Source organism: Nocardioides koreensis, assembly GCF_039531775.1.
GTDB classification, from domain to species: Bacteria; Actinomycetota; Actinomycetes; order Propionibacteriales; family Nocardioidaceae; genus Nocardioides; species Nocardioides koreensis.
In genome coordinates this window covers 144,331-159,537 of the sequence record NZ_BAAAQR010000002.1, presented here as the reverse complement: position 1 = coordinate 159,537, position 15,207 = coordinate 144,331, and the positions used below count along the sequence as shown (strand labels likewise).

Sequence of the window (15,207 nt, the reverse complement as noted above, 5' to 3'; positions counted from 1 at the left end):
GACTATCGCTCTGAAGGCGCGACCAGGGCCCCGGCGTGGGGGGCCAGGGAGAGGCGCGCGCCGGTGAGGGAGACGCCGTCGCCGGTCGCGAAGAGCAGGCACGCGGGCGCGTCGAGGGCGACCTCGGCCGGGTCGTCGGCGAAGTTCACGACGACCTCGAGGTCGCCGCGGCGCATCCGGAACAGCCGGGTCTGCTCGTCGGCGGTGCAGGCGACCGAGGCGAAGGACGGATCGGTCAGCTCTGGGTGGCTGCGCCGCAGCGCGGCCAGCTGCCGGTAGACCTCGAGCATCCGGGCGTGCCGGCCCTGGGCGAGCTCGTCCCAGTCCAGCTTCGAGCGCTCGTACGTCGCGGGGTCCTGCGGGTCGGGCACCACCGCGGGGTCCCAGCCCATCCGCTCGAACTCCTTGATCCGGCCCTCCGCCGTCGCGCGCCCGAGCGCCGGCTCGGGGTGGGAGGTGAAGAACTGGAACGGCGAGGAGCTCGCCCACTCCTCGCCCTGGAAGAGCATCGGCGTGAACGGTCCGGCCAGCGTCAGCAGCGCGGCGCAGGCGAGCTGGTCGTCGTCGAGCGCACCGGTGATCCGGTCCCCGATCGCCCGGTTGCCGATCTGGTCGTGGTTCTGGCTGCACACGACCAGCCGCCAGGCCGGCATCGCGGCGGTGTCGATCGGCACCCCGTGGTCGCGGTCGCGGAAGGAGGAGAACGTGCCGTCGTGGAAGAAGCCCTTCTCGCAGACCTTCGCCAGCGCGGACAGCGGCTCGAAGTCGGCGTAGTACCCCTCGACCTCGCGGGTCAGCGCCACGTGCACGGCGTGGTGGAAGTCGTCGCTCCACTGCGCGTCCAGCCCGTAGCCGCCGGCCGCCCGCGGCGTGATCAGCCGCGGGTCGTTGAGGTCGGACTCCGCGACCAGCGTCAGTGGCCGGCGCTGGTGGGCGGACAGCGCGGCGACCTCGATCGCCATCTCCTCCAGCAGGTGCACCTCGGACTCGTCGGCCAGCGCGTGCACTGCGTCGAGCCGCAGCCCGTCGACGTGGAAGTCCGCCAGCCACATCCGCACGTTGTCGAGGATGTAGCGGCGCACCTCGGCCGAGCCCTCGCCGTCGAGGTTCACCAGGTCGCCCCAGGTGTTCGACCCCGACTTCAGGTAGGGCCCGAGCTTCGGCAGGTAGTTCCCGGACGGGCCGAGGTGGTTGTAGACCACGTCCTGGATGACGCCGATGCCGGCCGCGTGGCAGCCGTCGACGAAGCGCTGGTACGCCGCGGGGCCGCCGTACGGCTCGTGCACCGCGGACCACAGCACCCCGTCGTACCCCCAGTTGTGGGTGCCGTTGACCGCGTTGACCGGCATCAGCTCGACGAAGTCGACGCCGATGGAGCGCAGGTGGTCGAGCCGGCCGAGGGCCGCGTCGAGGGTGCCGTCGGGGGTGAACGTGCCGACGTGCAGCTCGTAGATCACCGACCCGGCGAGCTGGCGGCCGGTCCAGGACTGGTCGGTCCACGCGAAGGCCGTCGCGTCGAAGGTTCGCGAGCGCTCGTGCACGCCCGCCGGCTGGCGCCGCGACCGCGGGTCGGGCAGCGGCGTGTCCTCGTCGTCGATCAGGTAGCCGTAGTCGACCTCGCCCTCCGGCACGGGCTCCACGGGCGACCACCAGTCGTCCGCGCCGCGCGCCATCTCGAGGGTCTCAGCGCCCACGGACAGCCGGACCCGGGACGGGTACGGCGCCCACACGTCGAAGCGCCCTCGGGTGGTCGAGCCCGACCCGGTGGTCGAGCCTGGTCCGGTGGTCGAGCCTGGTCCGGTGGTCGAGCCTGTCGAGACCATCAGTCCCCCTTCACGAGAAGCGCCACCGGCAGGTCGGCGAGCAGGTCCGCCAGCCGCACCGAGCCCGCGGCCGCGCGCCCGGTCAGGGCGTCGGCCCAGCGGCCCTCCGGCAGGTCGAGGGCGGTGTCGCCCCAGCCGCCCCGCTCGGCCAGCCCGATCGGCAGCCGGGTGACGACGGTGACGGCGCCGCCCCGGTCGAAGGCGAGCGCGTGGTCGGCGGCCTCGCCGGCGGCGGCGAGCCCGGCGTACGTCGTGAACAGCTCGGGCCGGTCCCGGCGCAGCGTGAGTGCCGCGTGCACGACCCGGAGCTTGGCGGTCCCGGGATCGTCCGGGGAGTCGGTGAGCATGGTCGCCGCGCCCTCCCGGAGCGCGCCGAGCCGGTCGGTGCGGTCGTCGAAGTCGACCGGTCGCCGGTTGTCCGGGTCGACCAGGCTCTGCTCCCACAGCTCGCTGCCCTGGTAGACGTCCGGCACGCCGGGCATCGTGAGCGCGAGCAGCTTGGCCGCGAGCGCGTTGCTCCAGCCGGCGCCGGCGACCCGGCCGACCAGCGCGGTGAGCACCTTGCCGACGCCGGGGTCGTCGTAGGCCGCGTCGACGGCCGCGCGCACGGCGTCCTCGTACGCCGTGTCGGGCGCGGTCCACGTGGTGTGGTCACCGGCCTCACGCATCGCCTTCTCGGCGTAGGCGTGCAGCCGCTCCCGGCTCGCGGGCCAGGCGCCGAGCACCGCCTGCCACAGGAGGCTGCCGAAGCCGGGGTCGGGCACCGGTGCCAGCTCCTGGAGCTGGTCGAGGGCCGACTCCCAGGCCTGCGGGATCTCGGACAGCGCGGTGATCCGGGCCCGGACGTCCTCGCCGCGCTTGGTGTCGTGGGTGGACAGCGCGGTCATGGCGTGCGGCCAGTCGGCCTGCCGCGCCGCCAGGTGCTCGTGGAGCTCGGCGGGCGTGATCGCGAAGACGCTCGGGTCGCCGCCGACCTCGTTGAGCGAGGTGAGCCGGGAGAAGCGGTAGAACGCGCAGTCCTCCACGCCCTTGGCCATCACCATCCCGCTGGTCTGCTGGAACCGCTTCGCCGGCTCGGCGTCGCCATCGCCGAGCACGGGCTCGAGCAGGTCGAGGGTGCCGGCGAGGTCCGGCCGGCGCCGACGGGCGGCGGCGAACGCCGCGTCGAGGTGCGCGCGCCCGTCGGGCAGGTAGGACCGGTAGACCGGGAAGCAGGCGAGGAGTTCGGCCACCGCATCGCACAGCGCGGCCTCCGTGGTCTCGACAGGCTCGACCACCGGAAAGTTCTCGACCACCGGAAAGGTCTCGAGCAGCGGAAGGATCTCCCGGACGATCCGCCGGACCTCCGACTGCAGGATCCCGTCGGCGACATCGCGCTTGGTGCCGTGGATCATCTCGTGCCAGTCCACCGGCCCGCCGCGCAGCCGGGTCTCGAGCGCGTCGAGGGCCGGCTGCCCGGACGGGTCGGTGAGCACCCGGTCGATGTGGGCGAGGGCGTCGTACCCGGTGGTGCCCGCGGTCGCCCACGAGGAGGGCAGCGCCTCGCCCGGCTCCAGGATCTTCTCGACCAGCACGTAGGAGCCGCCGGTGAGCCGGGCCAGGTCGTCGAGGTAGCCCTTCGGGTCCCGGAGGCCGTCGGGGTGGTCGACCCGGAGGCCGTCGACGAGGCCCTCGTCGAACCAGCGCCGGATCTCGACGTGGGACTCCTCGAAGACCTGCGCGTCCTCGACGCGGATGCCGGCGAGGGTGTTCACGGCGAAGAAGCGCCGGTAGTTCAGCCCGTCGTCGGCGGCCCGCCAGCCCACCAGCTCGTAGTGCTGCCGGGCGTGGACGGTGTCCGCGTCCGCGCCGTCGTCGGCCGTCCCGGGCGCGGTCGGGAACCGGTTGTCGTGGTAGCGCAGCTCCCCGTCGACCACCGCGAGGTGGCCGATCCGCCCGTCGGGCAGCAGGTCGTCGTCGCCGACCACGGGCACCCGCACGCGGCCGCCACCGGCCGCCCAGTCGACGTCGAAGGCAGCGGCGTACGCCGAGTCCTGCCCGAGCCGGAGCAGGTCCCACCACCACGCGGTCTCCGCGGGCGTGGCCACCCCGACGTGGTTCGGCACGATGTCGACCAGCACCCCCATCCCGAGCCGGCGGGCCTCGGCCGACAGCGCCGCCAGCCCCTCGGCGCCGCCGCGGACGGGGTCGATCCGGTCGTGGGCCACCACGTCGTACCCGTGGTCGCTGCCGGGCTCGGCCGCCAGCAGCGGGGAGAGGTAGACCCAGTCCACGCCGAGCTCGCGCAGGTACGCCAGCCGCCGGGCGGCCGCGAACAGGTCGAGCTCCGCGGTGATCTGGAACCGGTAGGTGCTGGTCGGCGTGCGCATCTGCGGCCTCAGCCCCGCTGGGCCTGGGCGACCGACGCGGCCACGGAGTGGTCGACCTCGGCCTCGGGCGCGGAGTGCTGGCGCAGCACGAGCACGCTGTGCGTCTCGAGGTGCAGCTTCCCCCCGGCGGCGTGCGGGGTCTCGTCGTCGGCGGCACCACCGGTGTCGATGACGACGTCCCAGGCCGCGGCGTACTCGTCGGGGGGCAGGACCACCTCGGCCGGCCCGTCGGCGTTGAAGTAGAGCAGGAAGTGGTCGTCGGTGATCGGCTGACCCCGGTCGTCGAGGCCGGCGATGCCGTTCCCGTTGAGGTACATGCCGATCGCCTGCGCCCCACCGTCCCAGTCCTCGTCCTCCATCGGCCGGCCGTCGAGGTGCAGCCAGACGATGTCGTTGAGGCGCTCGCCGTCGCCGGTGCGCACGGTGGTGCCGGTGAAGAACCGCTTGCGGCGGAACGTCGGGTGGTCCCGGCGCAGCCGCGCGACCGCGGCGGTGAACTCCACCAGCGGGGTGTCCACCCGGTCCCAGTGCATCCAGCTGATCTCGGAGTCCTGGGCGTAGGTGTTGTTGTTGCCGTCCTGGGTCCGGCCCATCTCGTCGCCGTGCAGGATCATCGGCACGCCCTGGCTCAGCAGCAGGGTGGCGATGAAGTTGCGCTGCTCGCGGGCCCGCGCGGCCAGGATCTCCGGGTCGTCGGTGGGCCCCTCGACGCCGTGGTTCCAGGACCGGTTGTGGCTCTCGCCGTCGTTGTTGTCCTCGCCGTTGGCGTCGTTGTGCTTCTCGTTGTACGACACCAGGTCGCGCAGCGTGAACCCGTCGTGCGCGGTGACGAAGTTGATGCTCGCGAACGGGCGGCGGCCGGAGTGCTCGTAGTAGTCAGAGGAGCCCGCGAGGCGGGAGGCGAACTCCCCGAGCGAGGGCTCGCCGCGCCAGAAGTCGCGCACGGTGTCGCGGTAGGCGCCGTTCCACTCGGTCCACTGGGGCGGGAAGTTGCCGACCTGGTAGCCGCCGGGGCCGATGTCCCACGGCTCCGCGATCAGCTTGACCTGCGAGACGATCGGATCCTGCTGCACGAGCTCGAAGAACGTCGCCAGCCGGTCCACGTCGTAGAACTCCCGGGCGAGGGTGGCCGCGAGGTCGAACCGGAAGCCGTCGACGTGCATCTCGGTCACCCAGTACCGCAGCGAGTCCATGATCAGCTGCAGCGAGTGCGGGTGCCGGACGTTGAGGGAGTTCCCGGTGCCGGTGTAGTCGGTGTAGTAGCGGCGGTCGTTCTCCTCGAGCCGGTAGTACGCCGGGTTGTCGATGCCCTTGAAGCTCAGCGTGGGACCGAGGTGGTTGCCCTCGGCGGTGTGGTTGTAGACCACGTCGAGGATCACCTCGATGCCGGCGGCGTGCATCGACTTCACCATCGACTTGAACTCCTGCACCTGCTGGCCCTGCTCGGCCGTGGCGGCGTACGACGCGTGCGGGGCGAAGAAGCCCAGGGTGTTGTAGCCCCAGTAGTTGCGCAGCCCCTGGTCCAGCAGCGTGCTGTCCTGCACGAACTGGTGCACCGGCATCAGCTCGATCGCGGTGACGCCGAGCTTGGTGAGGTGCTCGGTGACCGCGGGGTGCGCGAGCCCGGCGTACGTCCCGCGCTGCTCCTCGGGGACGTCGGGGTGCAGCTGGGTGAGGCCCTTGACGTGGGCCTCGTAGATGACCGTCTCGTTGTAGGGGATCGCGAGGCCGCGGTCGCCCTCCCAGTCGAAGAACGGGTTGATGACCACGCCGTGGGTCATGTGCGCGGCGGAGTCCTCGTCGTTGCGCGAGTCGGGGTCGCCGAAGGTGTAGCCGAACAGCGACTGGTCCCAGTCGATCTCGCCGCTGGTGGCCTTGGCGTAGGGGTCCAGGAGCAGCTTGTTGGGGTTGCAGCGCAGGCCGTTCTCGGGGTCCCACGGGCCGTGCACCCGGTAGCCGTAGCGCTGGCCGGGCTGGACCGAGGGCAGGTAGCAGTGCCAGACGTGGGCGTCGACCTCGGTCACCTCGACCCGGGTCTCCGCGCCCTCCTCGTCGAAGAGGCAGAGCTCGACCCGGTCGGCGACCTCGCTGAAGAGGGCGAAGTTGGTCCCGCTCCCGTCGAACGTCGCCCCGAGCGGGTAGGCGTGTCCGGGCCAGGTCTCCATGCAGCGTCCTCCGGGAACTTCGTGGTCCTCGAGGGCGAGGACCGAATTGGAACGATCAAACCACAGGCCGGGTCGGCCGGGTCGCGTCCGTGAGACCACCTCGTACCCCGGCGCCCGGGGAATGAATCCTCGGCCGTTCGGGGTTCGGGTCACATGTGACCGTCTCGCCGCCCTCGCCCCCGATCTCCCGCGCCAGCGTGGGTCTGCGCAGCGAGCGTGGCCCGGTCCTGCTGGCGGTCATGCTGAGCACCGGGCTGGTGGCCATCGACGCCACGATCCTGGCCACCGCCGTGCCCGCGGTGGTCTCCGACCTCGGCGGGTTCACCCAGTTCCCGTGGCTGTTCTCGGTCTACCTGCTCGCCCAGGCGGTCTCGGTGCCGATCTACGGCAAGCTGGCCGACCTGTTCGGCCGCAAGCCGGTGATGCTGTTCGGCATCGCGCTGTTCGTGCTCGGCTCGCTGCTGTGCGGGATCGCGTGGGGGATGGGCGCGCTGATCGCCTTCCGCGCGATCCAGGGCCTCGGCGCCGGCGCGGTCCAGCCGGTCGGCATGACGATCGTCGGCGACATCTACTCGACCGCCGAGCGGGCGAAGGTGCAGGGCTACATCGCCAGCGTGTGGGCCGCCTCCTCGCTGGTCGGGCCCACCCTGGGCGGTGTCTTCGCCGACTACCTGTCCTGGCGCTGGATCTTCTTCGTGAACCTGCCGATCGGCATCGCCGCCACCTGGGCGCTGTGGCGGAGCTTCCGCGAGTCCGTGGAGCGCCGTCGGCACCGCATCGACTACGCCGGCGCCGCCCTGCTGACCACCGGCGGGGTGCTGCTGCTGCTCGCGCTGCTCGAGGGCGGGGTGCGCTGGGCCTGGTCGTCGCCGACCAGCGTGCTGCTCTTCGCCGCCGCGGCGGTCCTGCTCGTCGCGTTCGTGCTCGTGGAGCGCCGGGCCGCCGAGCCGGTGCTCCCGCTCTGGGTCTTCGGCAACCGGGTGCTCAACGCGGCGAACGCCGGCGCGCTCGTGGTGGGCGTGCTGATGCTCGGGCTGTCGTCGTACGTGCCGCTCTTCGCGCAGGGCGTGCTCGGCACCGGGGCGGTCGTCGCCGGGTTCGCGCTGGCGGCGATGACCATCGGCTGGCCCATCGCCGCCTCGACCGCCGGCCGGTTCTACCTGACCGTCGGCTTCCGGGCGACGATGCTGATGGGGGCGGCCTTCGGCGTGCTCGGCTCGGGGATCCTGCTCACCGTCGACGGCGACAGCACCGTCTGGCACCTCGCGGCCGCCTGCTTCGTGATCGGGATCGGGCTCGGCTTCGTGAGCAGCCCGGCGGTCGTGGCCGCCCAGTCCTCGGTCACCTGGCAGTTCCGCGGCGTGGCCACCGGCGCGACCATGTTCGCCCGGTCGGTGGGCAGCTCGGTCGGCGTCGCGGTCTTCGGCGCCATCGCCAACGCCGTGGTCGCGGCCCGCCTCGGCGGCGCCACCCCCGACCTGGAGCGGCTGCCCCGCGGGGTCCTCGAGCCGGCGGTGCACACCGTCTTCGTCGCCTCGGCGGTGGTCGCCGTCGCCCTGCTCGCGGCCGGCCTGCTGATGCCGCGGCATGTGGTGGAGCCCTCGTCCGATCACTCCTGACCGGTTGGCTACCCGGCAGTAGTATCGAGCGCATGAAGCGCGAGATCTACGACGAGGACCACGAGGCCTTCCGGGCGTCCGTCAAGGAGTTCCTGGACCGCGAGGTCGTTCCGCACCTCGACGACTACGCCGGCAACCACGGCCTGACCCGCGAGTTCTGGCTGGCGGCGGGCGCGCAGGGCTTCCTCGGCCTGGAGATCCCCGAGGAGCACGGCGGCTCCGAGGCAGGCGACTACCGCTTCAACGCGGTGCTCACCGAGGAGCTGGCCAAGGTCAACATGACGCTGCCGAGCTGCGTCGGCATCCACGCCGACATCGTCGCGCCGTACCTCGTGCACCTCACCACCGACGAGCAGAAGAAGCGCTGGCTGCCGAAGTTCTGCAGCGGCGAGCTGCTCACCGGCATCGGCATGACCGAGCCCGGCGGCGGCTCCGACCTCGCCAACCTGAAGACCACCGCGGTGCGCGACGGCGACGACTGGGTCATCAACGGGTCCAAGACGTTCATCACCAACGGCGGCAGCGCCGACATGATCGTGGTCGCGGCCCGCACCTCGCCGGAGAAGAAGGCCAAGGGCATCTCGCTGTTCGGCGTCGAGACCGACAAGCCGGGCTTCTCGGTCGGTCGGGTCCTCGACAAGGTCGGCCAGGACGAGTCCGACACCGCGGAGCTCGCGTTCGAGGACGTGCGGGTCAGCAACGACGACCTGATCGGTGAGCTCGACACCGGCTTCATCTCGATGATGCAGTTCCTGCCCCAGGAGCGGCTCGGCTCGGCGATCACCAACCTCGCGCACGCCGCGCAGATCCTCGACGAGACGGTGCAGTACGCCAAGGACCGCAAGGCCTTCGGCCAGCCGATCGGCAACTTCCAGCACAACCAGTTCCTGCTGGCCGAGCTCGTCACGCAGGTCGAGGTGACCCAGGCCTTCGTCGACCTGTGCATCATGAAGCACACCCGCGGTGAGCTGACCCCGGTCGACGCCGCGAAGGCGAAGTGGTGGACCTCCCAGGTGCAGAACGACGTGCTCGACCACTGCGTGCAGCTGCACGGCGGCTACGGGTACATGAACGAGTACCGCGTGGCCCGCGCCTGGCGCGACGCCCGCGTCACCAAGATCTGGGCCGGCTCGAACGAGATCATGAAGATGCTCATCGGCCGCGACCTGGGGCTGTGAGAGGGCGGGGCACTTTCCCCGGCTGACCGGGGAAAGTGCCGCCCCACTGAGCACAGGCTTGCCTTCCTTGCGCGAGCACCTCCGCCCGAGAACGATCGGAAACATGACCACCGACGCCAGCGATGTCGCACTGCCCGCCGGACCCCACGAGGACGAGCCCCACGAGGGTGGCATCAGCAACCGCCTGAACTGGCTGCGGGCCGGCGTGCTGGGCGCGAACGACGGCATCGTGTCGACGGCCGGCCTGGTGGTCGGTGTCGCGGGGGCGACCACGGACCGGACCGCGATCCTCGTCGCCGGCGTGGCCGGGCTCGCGGCCGGCGCGCTGAGCATGGGTGCCGGGGAGTACGTCTCGGTCAGCACCCAGCGCGACTCCGAGCACGCCCTGCTCGCGAAGGAGCGCCGCGAGCTCGTCGAGGAGCCCGAGGAGGAGCTGGCCGAGCTGGCCGGCATCTACCGCGACAAGGGGCTGAGCGAGGCGCTCGCGATGCAGGTGGCCGAGGAGCTCACCGAGCACGACGCGCTGCGCGCGCACGCCGAGGCCGAGCTCAACATCGACCCCGACGACCTGACCAACCCCTGGCACGCCGCCTGGGCCTCGATGCTGGCGTTCACGGTGGGCGCGCTGCTGCCGCTGCTGACGATCGTGCTGGTGGCGACCGGGTTCCGGGTCCCGGTCACCGTGCTCGCGGTCGTGCTCGCCCTGGCCGTGACCGGCTGGGTGAGCGCGAAGTTCGGCTACGGGCCGGCGAAGAAGGCCGTGCTCAGGAACGTCGGTGGCGGGTTGTTCGCGATGGTCGTCACCTATGCGATCGGTGCCGCGATCGGCACCCAGATCGGCTGACCGGAGGCCTCAGCCGGGCGCGCGCCCGGTGGAGGAGCGGAGCACCAGCTCGGGGCGGAAGAGGTACTCGTGCGACGGGCTGGGCTCGCCCTCCATGGCGTTGACGAGCGCGTCGACGGCGGCCAGGCCCATGGTCTGCACGGGCTGCCGGACCGTCGTGAGCGGCGGGTCGAAGAACTGGGTCAGGCGCGAGTCGTCGAACCCGATCACCGACACGTCGTCCGGCACCCGGCGACCCGCCCCGCGGACGGCCCGTACGGCGCCGAGCGCCATCGGGTCCGAGCCGCAGACGATCGCGGTCGCGCCGCGGTCCAGCAGCCTCCTGGTGGCCGCGGCGCCACCCTCGAGGGTGTAGAGCGCCTCCTCGATCCAGCCCCGGGCCTCCTCGGGCGAGGTGCCCAGCGAGCGCCCGAGCGCGGCCACGAACCCCTCGCTCTTGCGCAACGCCGGCACGTACCGGTTCGGCCCGGTGGCCAGCCCGATCCGCGTGTGGCCGAGCTGGACGAGGTGGGAGACCGCGAGCGTCATCGCCTCGTGGTCGTCGGTGGAGAGGAACGGCGCGTCGAGCTCCGGGGCGTAGCCGTTGACGAAGACCACGGGCAGCCCGCGGTCGATGAGGGCGCGGTAGCGCTCATGGTCGGCCGCCCGGTCCGCGTGCCGTCCGGACACGAAGAGGATGCCGGCGACGCCGTGGTCCAGCAGCGACTCGACGTACTCGTCCTCGGAGATCCCGCCGGGCGACTGGGTGCACAGCACCGGGGTGTAGCGGCGGCTGGAGAGCGCGTCGTCGATGACCTGGGCGAAGGCCGGGAAGATCGGGTTCTCCAGCTCCGGGACCACGACCCCGACCAGGCCCGCGCTGCGGCGGCGCAGGCGGGTCGGACGCTCGTAGCCGAGCAGGTCGAGGGCGACCAGGACCGACTGGCGGGAGCCGTCGCTGACGCCCGGTTTGTCGTTGAGGACGCGACTCACGGTCGCTTCGCTCACGCCCGCCTCGGCGGCGATGTCGGCCAGGGTTGCCACGGGCGTATGAAAGCCGGTTTGCAACTTTTCTGCAAGGACTTTCAATTCTTGCAAGGAACTTGCTAGCCTCCCGTGGCCCGCATCACAAACATCAAGGAGCACCCATGCGCCGCACCCTGCCTGCAGTCGCCGGCACCGCCGCGCTCGCCCTTGTCCTGGCTGCCTGTGGCGGCTCGGACGGCGAGAAGACGTCCTCGAACAAGCCCTCGGGATCCACCGAGAGCGTCGACCCGGCCAGCCTCAAGGCCGAGCTGACCTGGTGGGACACCTCGGACCCGACGAACGAGGGCCCGGCGTTCAAGGAGCTGATCCAGAAGTTCAACGAGCAGTACCCGAACGTCAAGGTCAACTACCAGTCGGTCCCCTTCGACCAGGCGCAGAACAAGTTCAAGACCGCGGCCGAGTCCGGCTCCGGTGCTCCTGACATCCTGCGCGCCGAGGTCGCCTGGGTCCCCGAGTTCGCCTCGCTGGGCTACCTGTACGCCCTCGACGGCACCCCGCTGCTCGAGGACAACAACTTCCTCGAGACCCCGCTGTCGAGCGACGTGTACGACGGCAAGACCTACGGCGTCCCGCAGGTCACCGACACCCTCGGCCTGATGTACAACAAGAAGCTCTTCGCCAAGGCCGGCATCGAGTCCGCCCCCACCACGTGGGACGAGGTCACCGAGGACGCCAAGCTGCTCAAGGAGAAGGCCGGCGTCGACGGCATCTACCTGAACGCCGCGGGCTACTTCATGCTGCCGTTCATGTACGGCGAGGGTGGCGACCTGGTCGACACCGACGCCCAGAAGATCATGGTGAACAGCGACGCCAACGTCGCCGGCATCAAGATCGCCCAGGACATGGTCAAGAGCGGCGCGGCTGCCAAGCCGGACGCGAACGACTCCTACGGCACCATGATGACGCTGTTCAAGGCCGGCAAGGTCGGCATGATCATGAACGGTCCCTGGGAGGTCGCGAACATCTCCGCCGACCCGAGCTTCGGCGGCTTCGAGAACCTCGGCATCGCCCCGGTCCCCGCGGGCTCGGCCGGTGCCGGCGCCCCGGTCGGTGGCCACAACTACGTGATCTACTCCGGCATGGACGAGAACAAGGCCGACGCCGCGATCGCGTTCGTGAAGTTCATGAGCTCCGCCGAGTCCGAGGCGTTCATCGCCGACAAGCTCGGCCTGCTGCCGGGCAACGCCGACGCCTACGACCTGGTCTCGGACAACGAGAAGGTCACCGCCTGGAAGTCGGCGCTCGACGTGGCCAAGGCCCGCCCGTGGATCCCCGAGGGTGGCCTGTTCTTCGGTCCGCTCGACGAGATGGCCACCAAGGTGATGGTCCAGGGCGAGGACCCGCAGTCGGCCCTCGACACCACCGCCAAGCAGTACAAGAGCGACGTCGTCCCGGACTACTCCGCGGAGTGACCCGCCTCGTCGGTTCGCGGGGCCCGGCCACCTGGTCGGGCCCCGCGGCCGGCGGCCCCGCGCGGCACGTACGCTGCGCTCGCTCGTCTCACCCCGGCAGTCCCCTGGAGGCCCGATGTCCACCACCGACGTCACCGCCGCACCCGCCCGCCCCGAGCCCCAGCCCGACCGTGGCGGAGGCGACCGGGGGCCCGGCCGGCTGCGCGCCAGCTTCGACAAGCACTGGTACGCCTGGGCGATGGTGCTGCCCACCGTGGTCGTCCTCGGCGCACTGGTGCTCGCGCCCCTGGTCCAGGGGATCTACCAGTCGTTCACCGACCTCAACGAGGGCAACCAGCGCGACACCATCTGCACCAAGACCCTCGGCGGCGGCACTGAGTGCGAGCCGAACCCCGACAAGGCGAAGTTCGTCGGGCTGAAGAACTACACCGACGTCCTCACCGGTGAGCGCGGCCGCTTCTGGATGCAGTTCACCAACACCATCGTGTGGACCATCGCCTGCGTGTTCTTCCACTTCACGATCGGCCTGGGCCTGGCGGTGATGCTCAACCGCAACTTCCGGGGCCGAAGTCTCTACCGGGTGCTGCTGATCGTGCCCTGGGCGGTGCCGGCGTTCGTCAGCGCGTTCGCCTGGAAGTTCCTGTTCAACCCCAAGTTCGGCCTGATCAACTCCACCCTCGAGCACCTCGGCATGAACGGCGTCGAGTGGTTCAACCACCGCTGGACCGCGATGTTCGCCGCCATCGTCACCAACGTCTGGCTCGGCGTGCCGTTCATGATGGTGGCCCTGCTCGGCGGCCTGCAGTCGATCAACCAGGACCTCTACGAGGCCGCGTCGATCGACGGTGCCTCGCCGTGGCAGCGGTTCCGCAACATCACGCTGCCCGGACTTCGCCCGGTCAGCTCGACGGTGATCCTGCTCGGCACGATCTGGACCTTCAACATGTTCCCGATCATCTACTTCGTGACCGGTGGCCAGCCCGCCGGCGAGACCGAGATCCTGGTGACCGGCGCGTTCCGGGCGGCGTTCGAGGGAGTGCGCAACTACTCGCTGGCCGCGACGTACGGCGTGATGATCCTGTCGCTGCTCATGGTCTACGCATCGTTCTACCGACGCGCGCTGCGCAAGCAGGGAGAGGTGTTCTGATGGCGATCTCCACGATCGGCACCGGTGAGGTCGTCGCCGACCTCTCGACCGACCGGCCCCCCAAGCCGCGCCGCCAGCGCAGCGTCCTGGCATCGGTGCTGCTGCACGGGACGCTGCTGGTGGCCGTCTTCATCGCGCTGTTCCCGGTGATCTGGGTGCTGCTCAGCTCGCTGAAGCCGGCGTACGCCATCCAGAGCACGGACATCGAGCTGTTCAACCACCCGTCGCTGCACAACTACTCGCACGTGCTGTTCGACACGAACTTCCCGCGCTGGTTCCTGAACTCGATCGTCGTGGCGGCGTTCACGATGCTGATCGGCATCTCGATGTCGGCGACCGCGGGCTACGCGCTGAGCCGGTTCAACTTCCCCGGCAAGCGCGGGCTGATGTGGGTCTTCCTGCTCACCCAGATGTTCCCCGTGGCGATCCTGATCGTGCCGATCTACACGATCATGGCCAAGCTCGACCTGATCGACACCAAGGCCTCGCTGGTCATCGCCTACTGCACGGTGGCGGTGCCGTTCTGCGCCTGGATGATGCGCGGCTACTTCGACACCATCCCCAAGGAGCTCGACGAGGCCGCCTCGCTCGACGGGTTGAGCCCCTTCGGCACGTTCTGGCGGGTGATCCTCCCGCTGGCCCGCCCCGGGCTCGCGGTCACGGCGTTCTACACCTTCCTCACCGCGTGGGGCGAGGTCGCCTACGCCATCGCGTTCATCCAGACCGACAAGAACCTCACCCTCGGCGCCGGCCTGCAGCAGTTCGTGCCCCGGTTCAACCCGCAGTGGGAGAGCCTGACCGCCGGAGCCGTGCTGATCACGATCCCGGCCGGGCTGGTGTTCTTCTTCGCGCAGCGGCACCTGGTCGCCGGCCTGACCGCGGGCGGCACGAAGGGCTGACCGCTCCGCGTGCCCCCCACGTCGACCCGCCCGAGGCCCGCGCCTCCGGCGGGTCGACGCATGATGGGGGCGTGCGGATGTTCGTGGCGCTGGTGCCGTCGCAGGAGGCGGTGGATCACCTCGAGGAGTTCCTCGAGCCCCGTCGCTCCGCCGCGGCGTTCCGGTGGGCCACCGCGGAGCAGCTCCACGTCACGCTGGCGTTCCTGGCCGCGGTGGAGGATCGGCGCCTCGACGAGCTGGCGGAGCGGCTCGGCCGGGCCGCGGCCCGGCGTACCGCCTTCGAGACGCGGGTGGCCGGCGGCGGCGCGTTCCCGAACGCCGGCCGCGCCCGGGTCGTGTGGGCCGGCCTGGACCTGGACGAGCGGGCCCGGACCGAGATGGACCGGATGGCCACCGGTGCCCGGGCGGCGGCCTCGCGCACCGGTATCGAGGTCGACGGCAAGCGGTTCCGCCCGCACCTCACCCTGGCCCGGCTCGGCCGGCCCGAGGAGGTCTCGAGCTGGGTCCGCCTGCTCGACGTCTACGCGGGCCCGGCCTGGACCGTCGACCGGCTCACCCTGATCGCGTCCCACCTCGGCGAGGGCCCGCGGGGCCGGCCTCGGTACGAGGTGATGGAGGAGTTCGGGCTCGGCGGATAGTCCGTGAGGGCGCCGCGCGTGGCATCGGTCACCACGCCGAGAACGTGAGATGCCTGTTCGCCCTGCGGTTTCTGCCCTAGGTTGCGA

11 protein-coding genes are annotated in these 15,207 nt (G+C 71.0%); 7 read left to right on the top strand and 4 right to left on the bottom strand.

Annotation, left to right across the window (positions count from 1 at the left end):
• Positions 1 to 2: 2 nt before the first annotated feature.
• Genes treZ through glgX form a run of 3 tightly spaced genes read right to left on the bottom strand, consistent with a single transcriptional unit; the run spans position 3 to position 6,357 of the window.
• Entirely contained in the window at positions 3 to 1,823 is a 1,821-nt protein-coding gene (treZ, locus tag ABD268_RS04800) for a malto-oligosyltrehalose trehalohydrolase (RefSeq protein ID WP_344148393.1), read from the bottom strand.
• On the bottom strand, positions 1,823 to 4,192 hold the full coding sequence (treY, locus tag ABD268_RS04795; protein ID WP_344148390.1) for a malto-oligosyltrehalose synthase: 2,370 nt from the start codon (positions 4,190 to 4,192) through the stop codon (positions 1,823 to 1,825). Before treY ends, treZ begins: the two co-directional genes overlap by 1 nt.
• Before the next feature lie 8 nt (positions 4,193 to 4,200).
• Positions 4,201 to 6,357: a glycogen debranching protein GlgX gene (gene glgX, locus ABD268_RS04790; RefSeq protein ID WP_344148387.1), complete on the bottom strand. Its 2,157-nt coding sequence runs from the start codon at positions 6,355 to 6,357 to the stop codon at positions 4,201 to 4,203.
• Positions 6,358 to 6,512: 155 nt separating this feature from the next.
• Between glgX and ABD268_RS04785 the strand changes: the two genes are divergently transcribed.
• From ABD268_RS04785 to ABD268_RS04775, 3 genes are all read left to right on the top strand, one after another.
• Entirely contained in the window at positions 6,513 to 7,976 is a 1,464-nt protein-coding gene (locus ABD268_RS04785) for an MDR family MFS transporter (protein WP_344148384.1), read from the top strand.
• A 32-nt stretch (positions 7,977 to 8,008) separates the two neighbouring features.
• A complete protein-coding gene (locus tag ABD268_RS04780; protein WP_344148382.1) occupies positions 8,009 to 9,154 on the top strand; it encodes an acyl-CoA dehydrogenase family protein in 1,146 nt (381 codons plus the stop codon).
• A 103-nt stretch (positions 9,155 to 9,257) separates the two neighbouring features.
• Positions 9,258 to 9,998 (top strand): VIT1/CCC1 transporter family protein, encoded by a 741-nt coding sequence (locus ABD268_RS04775; RefSeq protein ID WP_344148379.1) that lies wholly within the window; start codon positions 9,258 to 9,260, stop codon positions 9,996 to 9,998.
• 9 nt (positions 9,999 to 10,007) lie between these two features.
• Here ABD268_RS04775 and ABD268_RS04770 read toward each other — a convergent pair whose 3' ends face one another.
• The gene (locus ABD268_RS04770) at positions 10,008 to 11,021 is read right to left on the bottom strand and encodes a LacI family DNA-binding transcriptional regulator (protein WP_344148376.1); all 1,014 of its coding nucleotides are present in this window, start codon (positions 11,019 to 11,021) and stop codon (positions 10,008 to 10,010) included.
• 104 nt (positions 11,022 to 11,125) lie between these two features.
• On the opposite strand from ABD268_RS04770, the gene ABD268_RS04765 reads away from it, so the two are divergent.
• From ABD268_RS04765 to thpR, 4 genes are all read left to right on the top strand, one after another.
• Positions 11,126 to 12,436 (top strand): extracellular solute-binding protein, encoded by a 1,311-nt coding sequence (locus ABD268_RS04765; protein ID WP_344148373.1) that lies wholly within the window; start codon positions 11,126 to 11,128, stop codon positions 12,434 to 12,436.
• A gap of 115 nt (positions 12,437 to 12,551) precedes the next feature.
• The gene (locus tag ABD268_RS04760; protein ID WP_344148370.1) at positions 12,552 to 13,583 is read left to right on the top strand and encodes a carbohydrate ABC transporter permease; all 1,032 of its coding nucleotides are present in this window, start codon (positions 12,552 to 12,554) and stop codon (positions 13,581 to 13,583) included.
• Entirely contained in the window at positions 13,583 to 14,482 is a 900-nt protein-coding gene (locus ABD268_RS04755) for a sugar ABC transporter permease (protein WP_344148367.1), read from the top strand. The genes ABD268_RS04760 and ABD268_RS04755 overlap by 1 nt, the downstream gene beginning before the upstream one ends.
• A gap of 77 nt (positions 14,483 to 14,559) precedes the next feature.
• Positions 14,560 to 15,120 carry an RNA 2',3'-cyclic phosphodiesterase gene (gene thpR, locus ABD268_RS04750; protein ID WP_344149184.1) on the top strand — a complete coding sequence of 187 codons (561 nt, stop codon included), beginning with the start codon at positions 14,560 to 14,562 and terminating at the stop codon, positions 15,118 to 15,120.
• Positions 15,121 to 15,207 lie beyond the last annotated feature (87 nt).

What these genes read in the sequence shown, in the direction of transcription:
- treZ (WP_344148393.1), bottom strand. Translation starts at nt 1,823, where the DNA reads ATGGTCTCGACAGGCTCGACCACCGGACCAGGCTCGACCACCGGACCA.
- treY (WP_344148390.1), bottom strand. Translation starts at nt 4,192, where the DNA reads ATGCGCACGCCGACCAGCACCTACCGGTTCCAGATCACCGCGGAGCTC.
- glgX (WP_344148387.1), bottom strand. Translation starts at nt 6,357, where the DNA reads ATGGAGACCTGGCCCGGACACGCCTACCCGCTCGGGGCGACGTTCGAC.
- ABD268_RS04780 (WP_344148382.1), top strand. Translation starts at nt 8,009, where the DNA reads ATGAAGCGCGAGATCTACGACGAGGACCACGAGGCCTTCCGGGCGTCC.
- ABD268_RS04775 (WP_344148379.1), top strand. Translation starts at nt 9,258, where the DNA reads ATGACCACCGACGCCAGCGATGTCGCACTGCCCGCCGGACCCCACGAG.
- ABD268_RS04765 (WP_344148373.1), top strand. Translation starts at nt 11,126, where the DNA reads ATGCGCCGCACCCTGCCTGCAGTCGCCGGCACCGCCGCGCTCGCCCTT.
- ABD268_RS04760 (WP_344148370.1), top strand. Translation starts at nt 12,552, where the DNA reads ATGTCCACCACCGACGTCACCGCCGCACCCGCCCGCCCCGAGCCCCAG.
- ABD268_RS04755 (WP_344148367.1), top strand. Translation starts at nt 13,583, where the DNA reads ATGGCGATCTCCACGATCGGCACCGGTGAGGTCGTCGCCGACCTCTCG.
- thpR (WP_344149184.1), top strand. Translation starts at nt 14,560, where the DNA reads ATGTTCGTGGCGCTGGTGCCGTCGCAGGAGGCGGTGGATCACCTCGAG.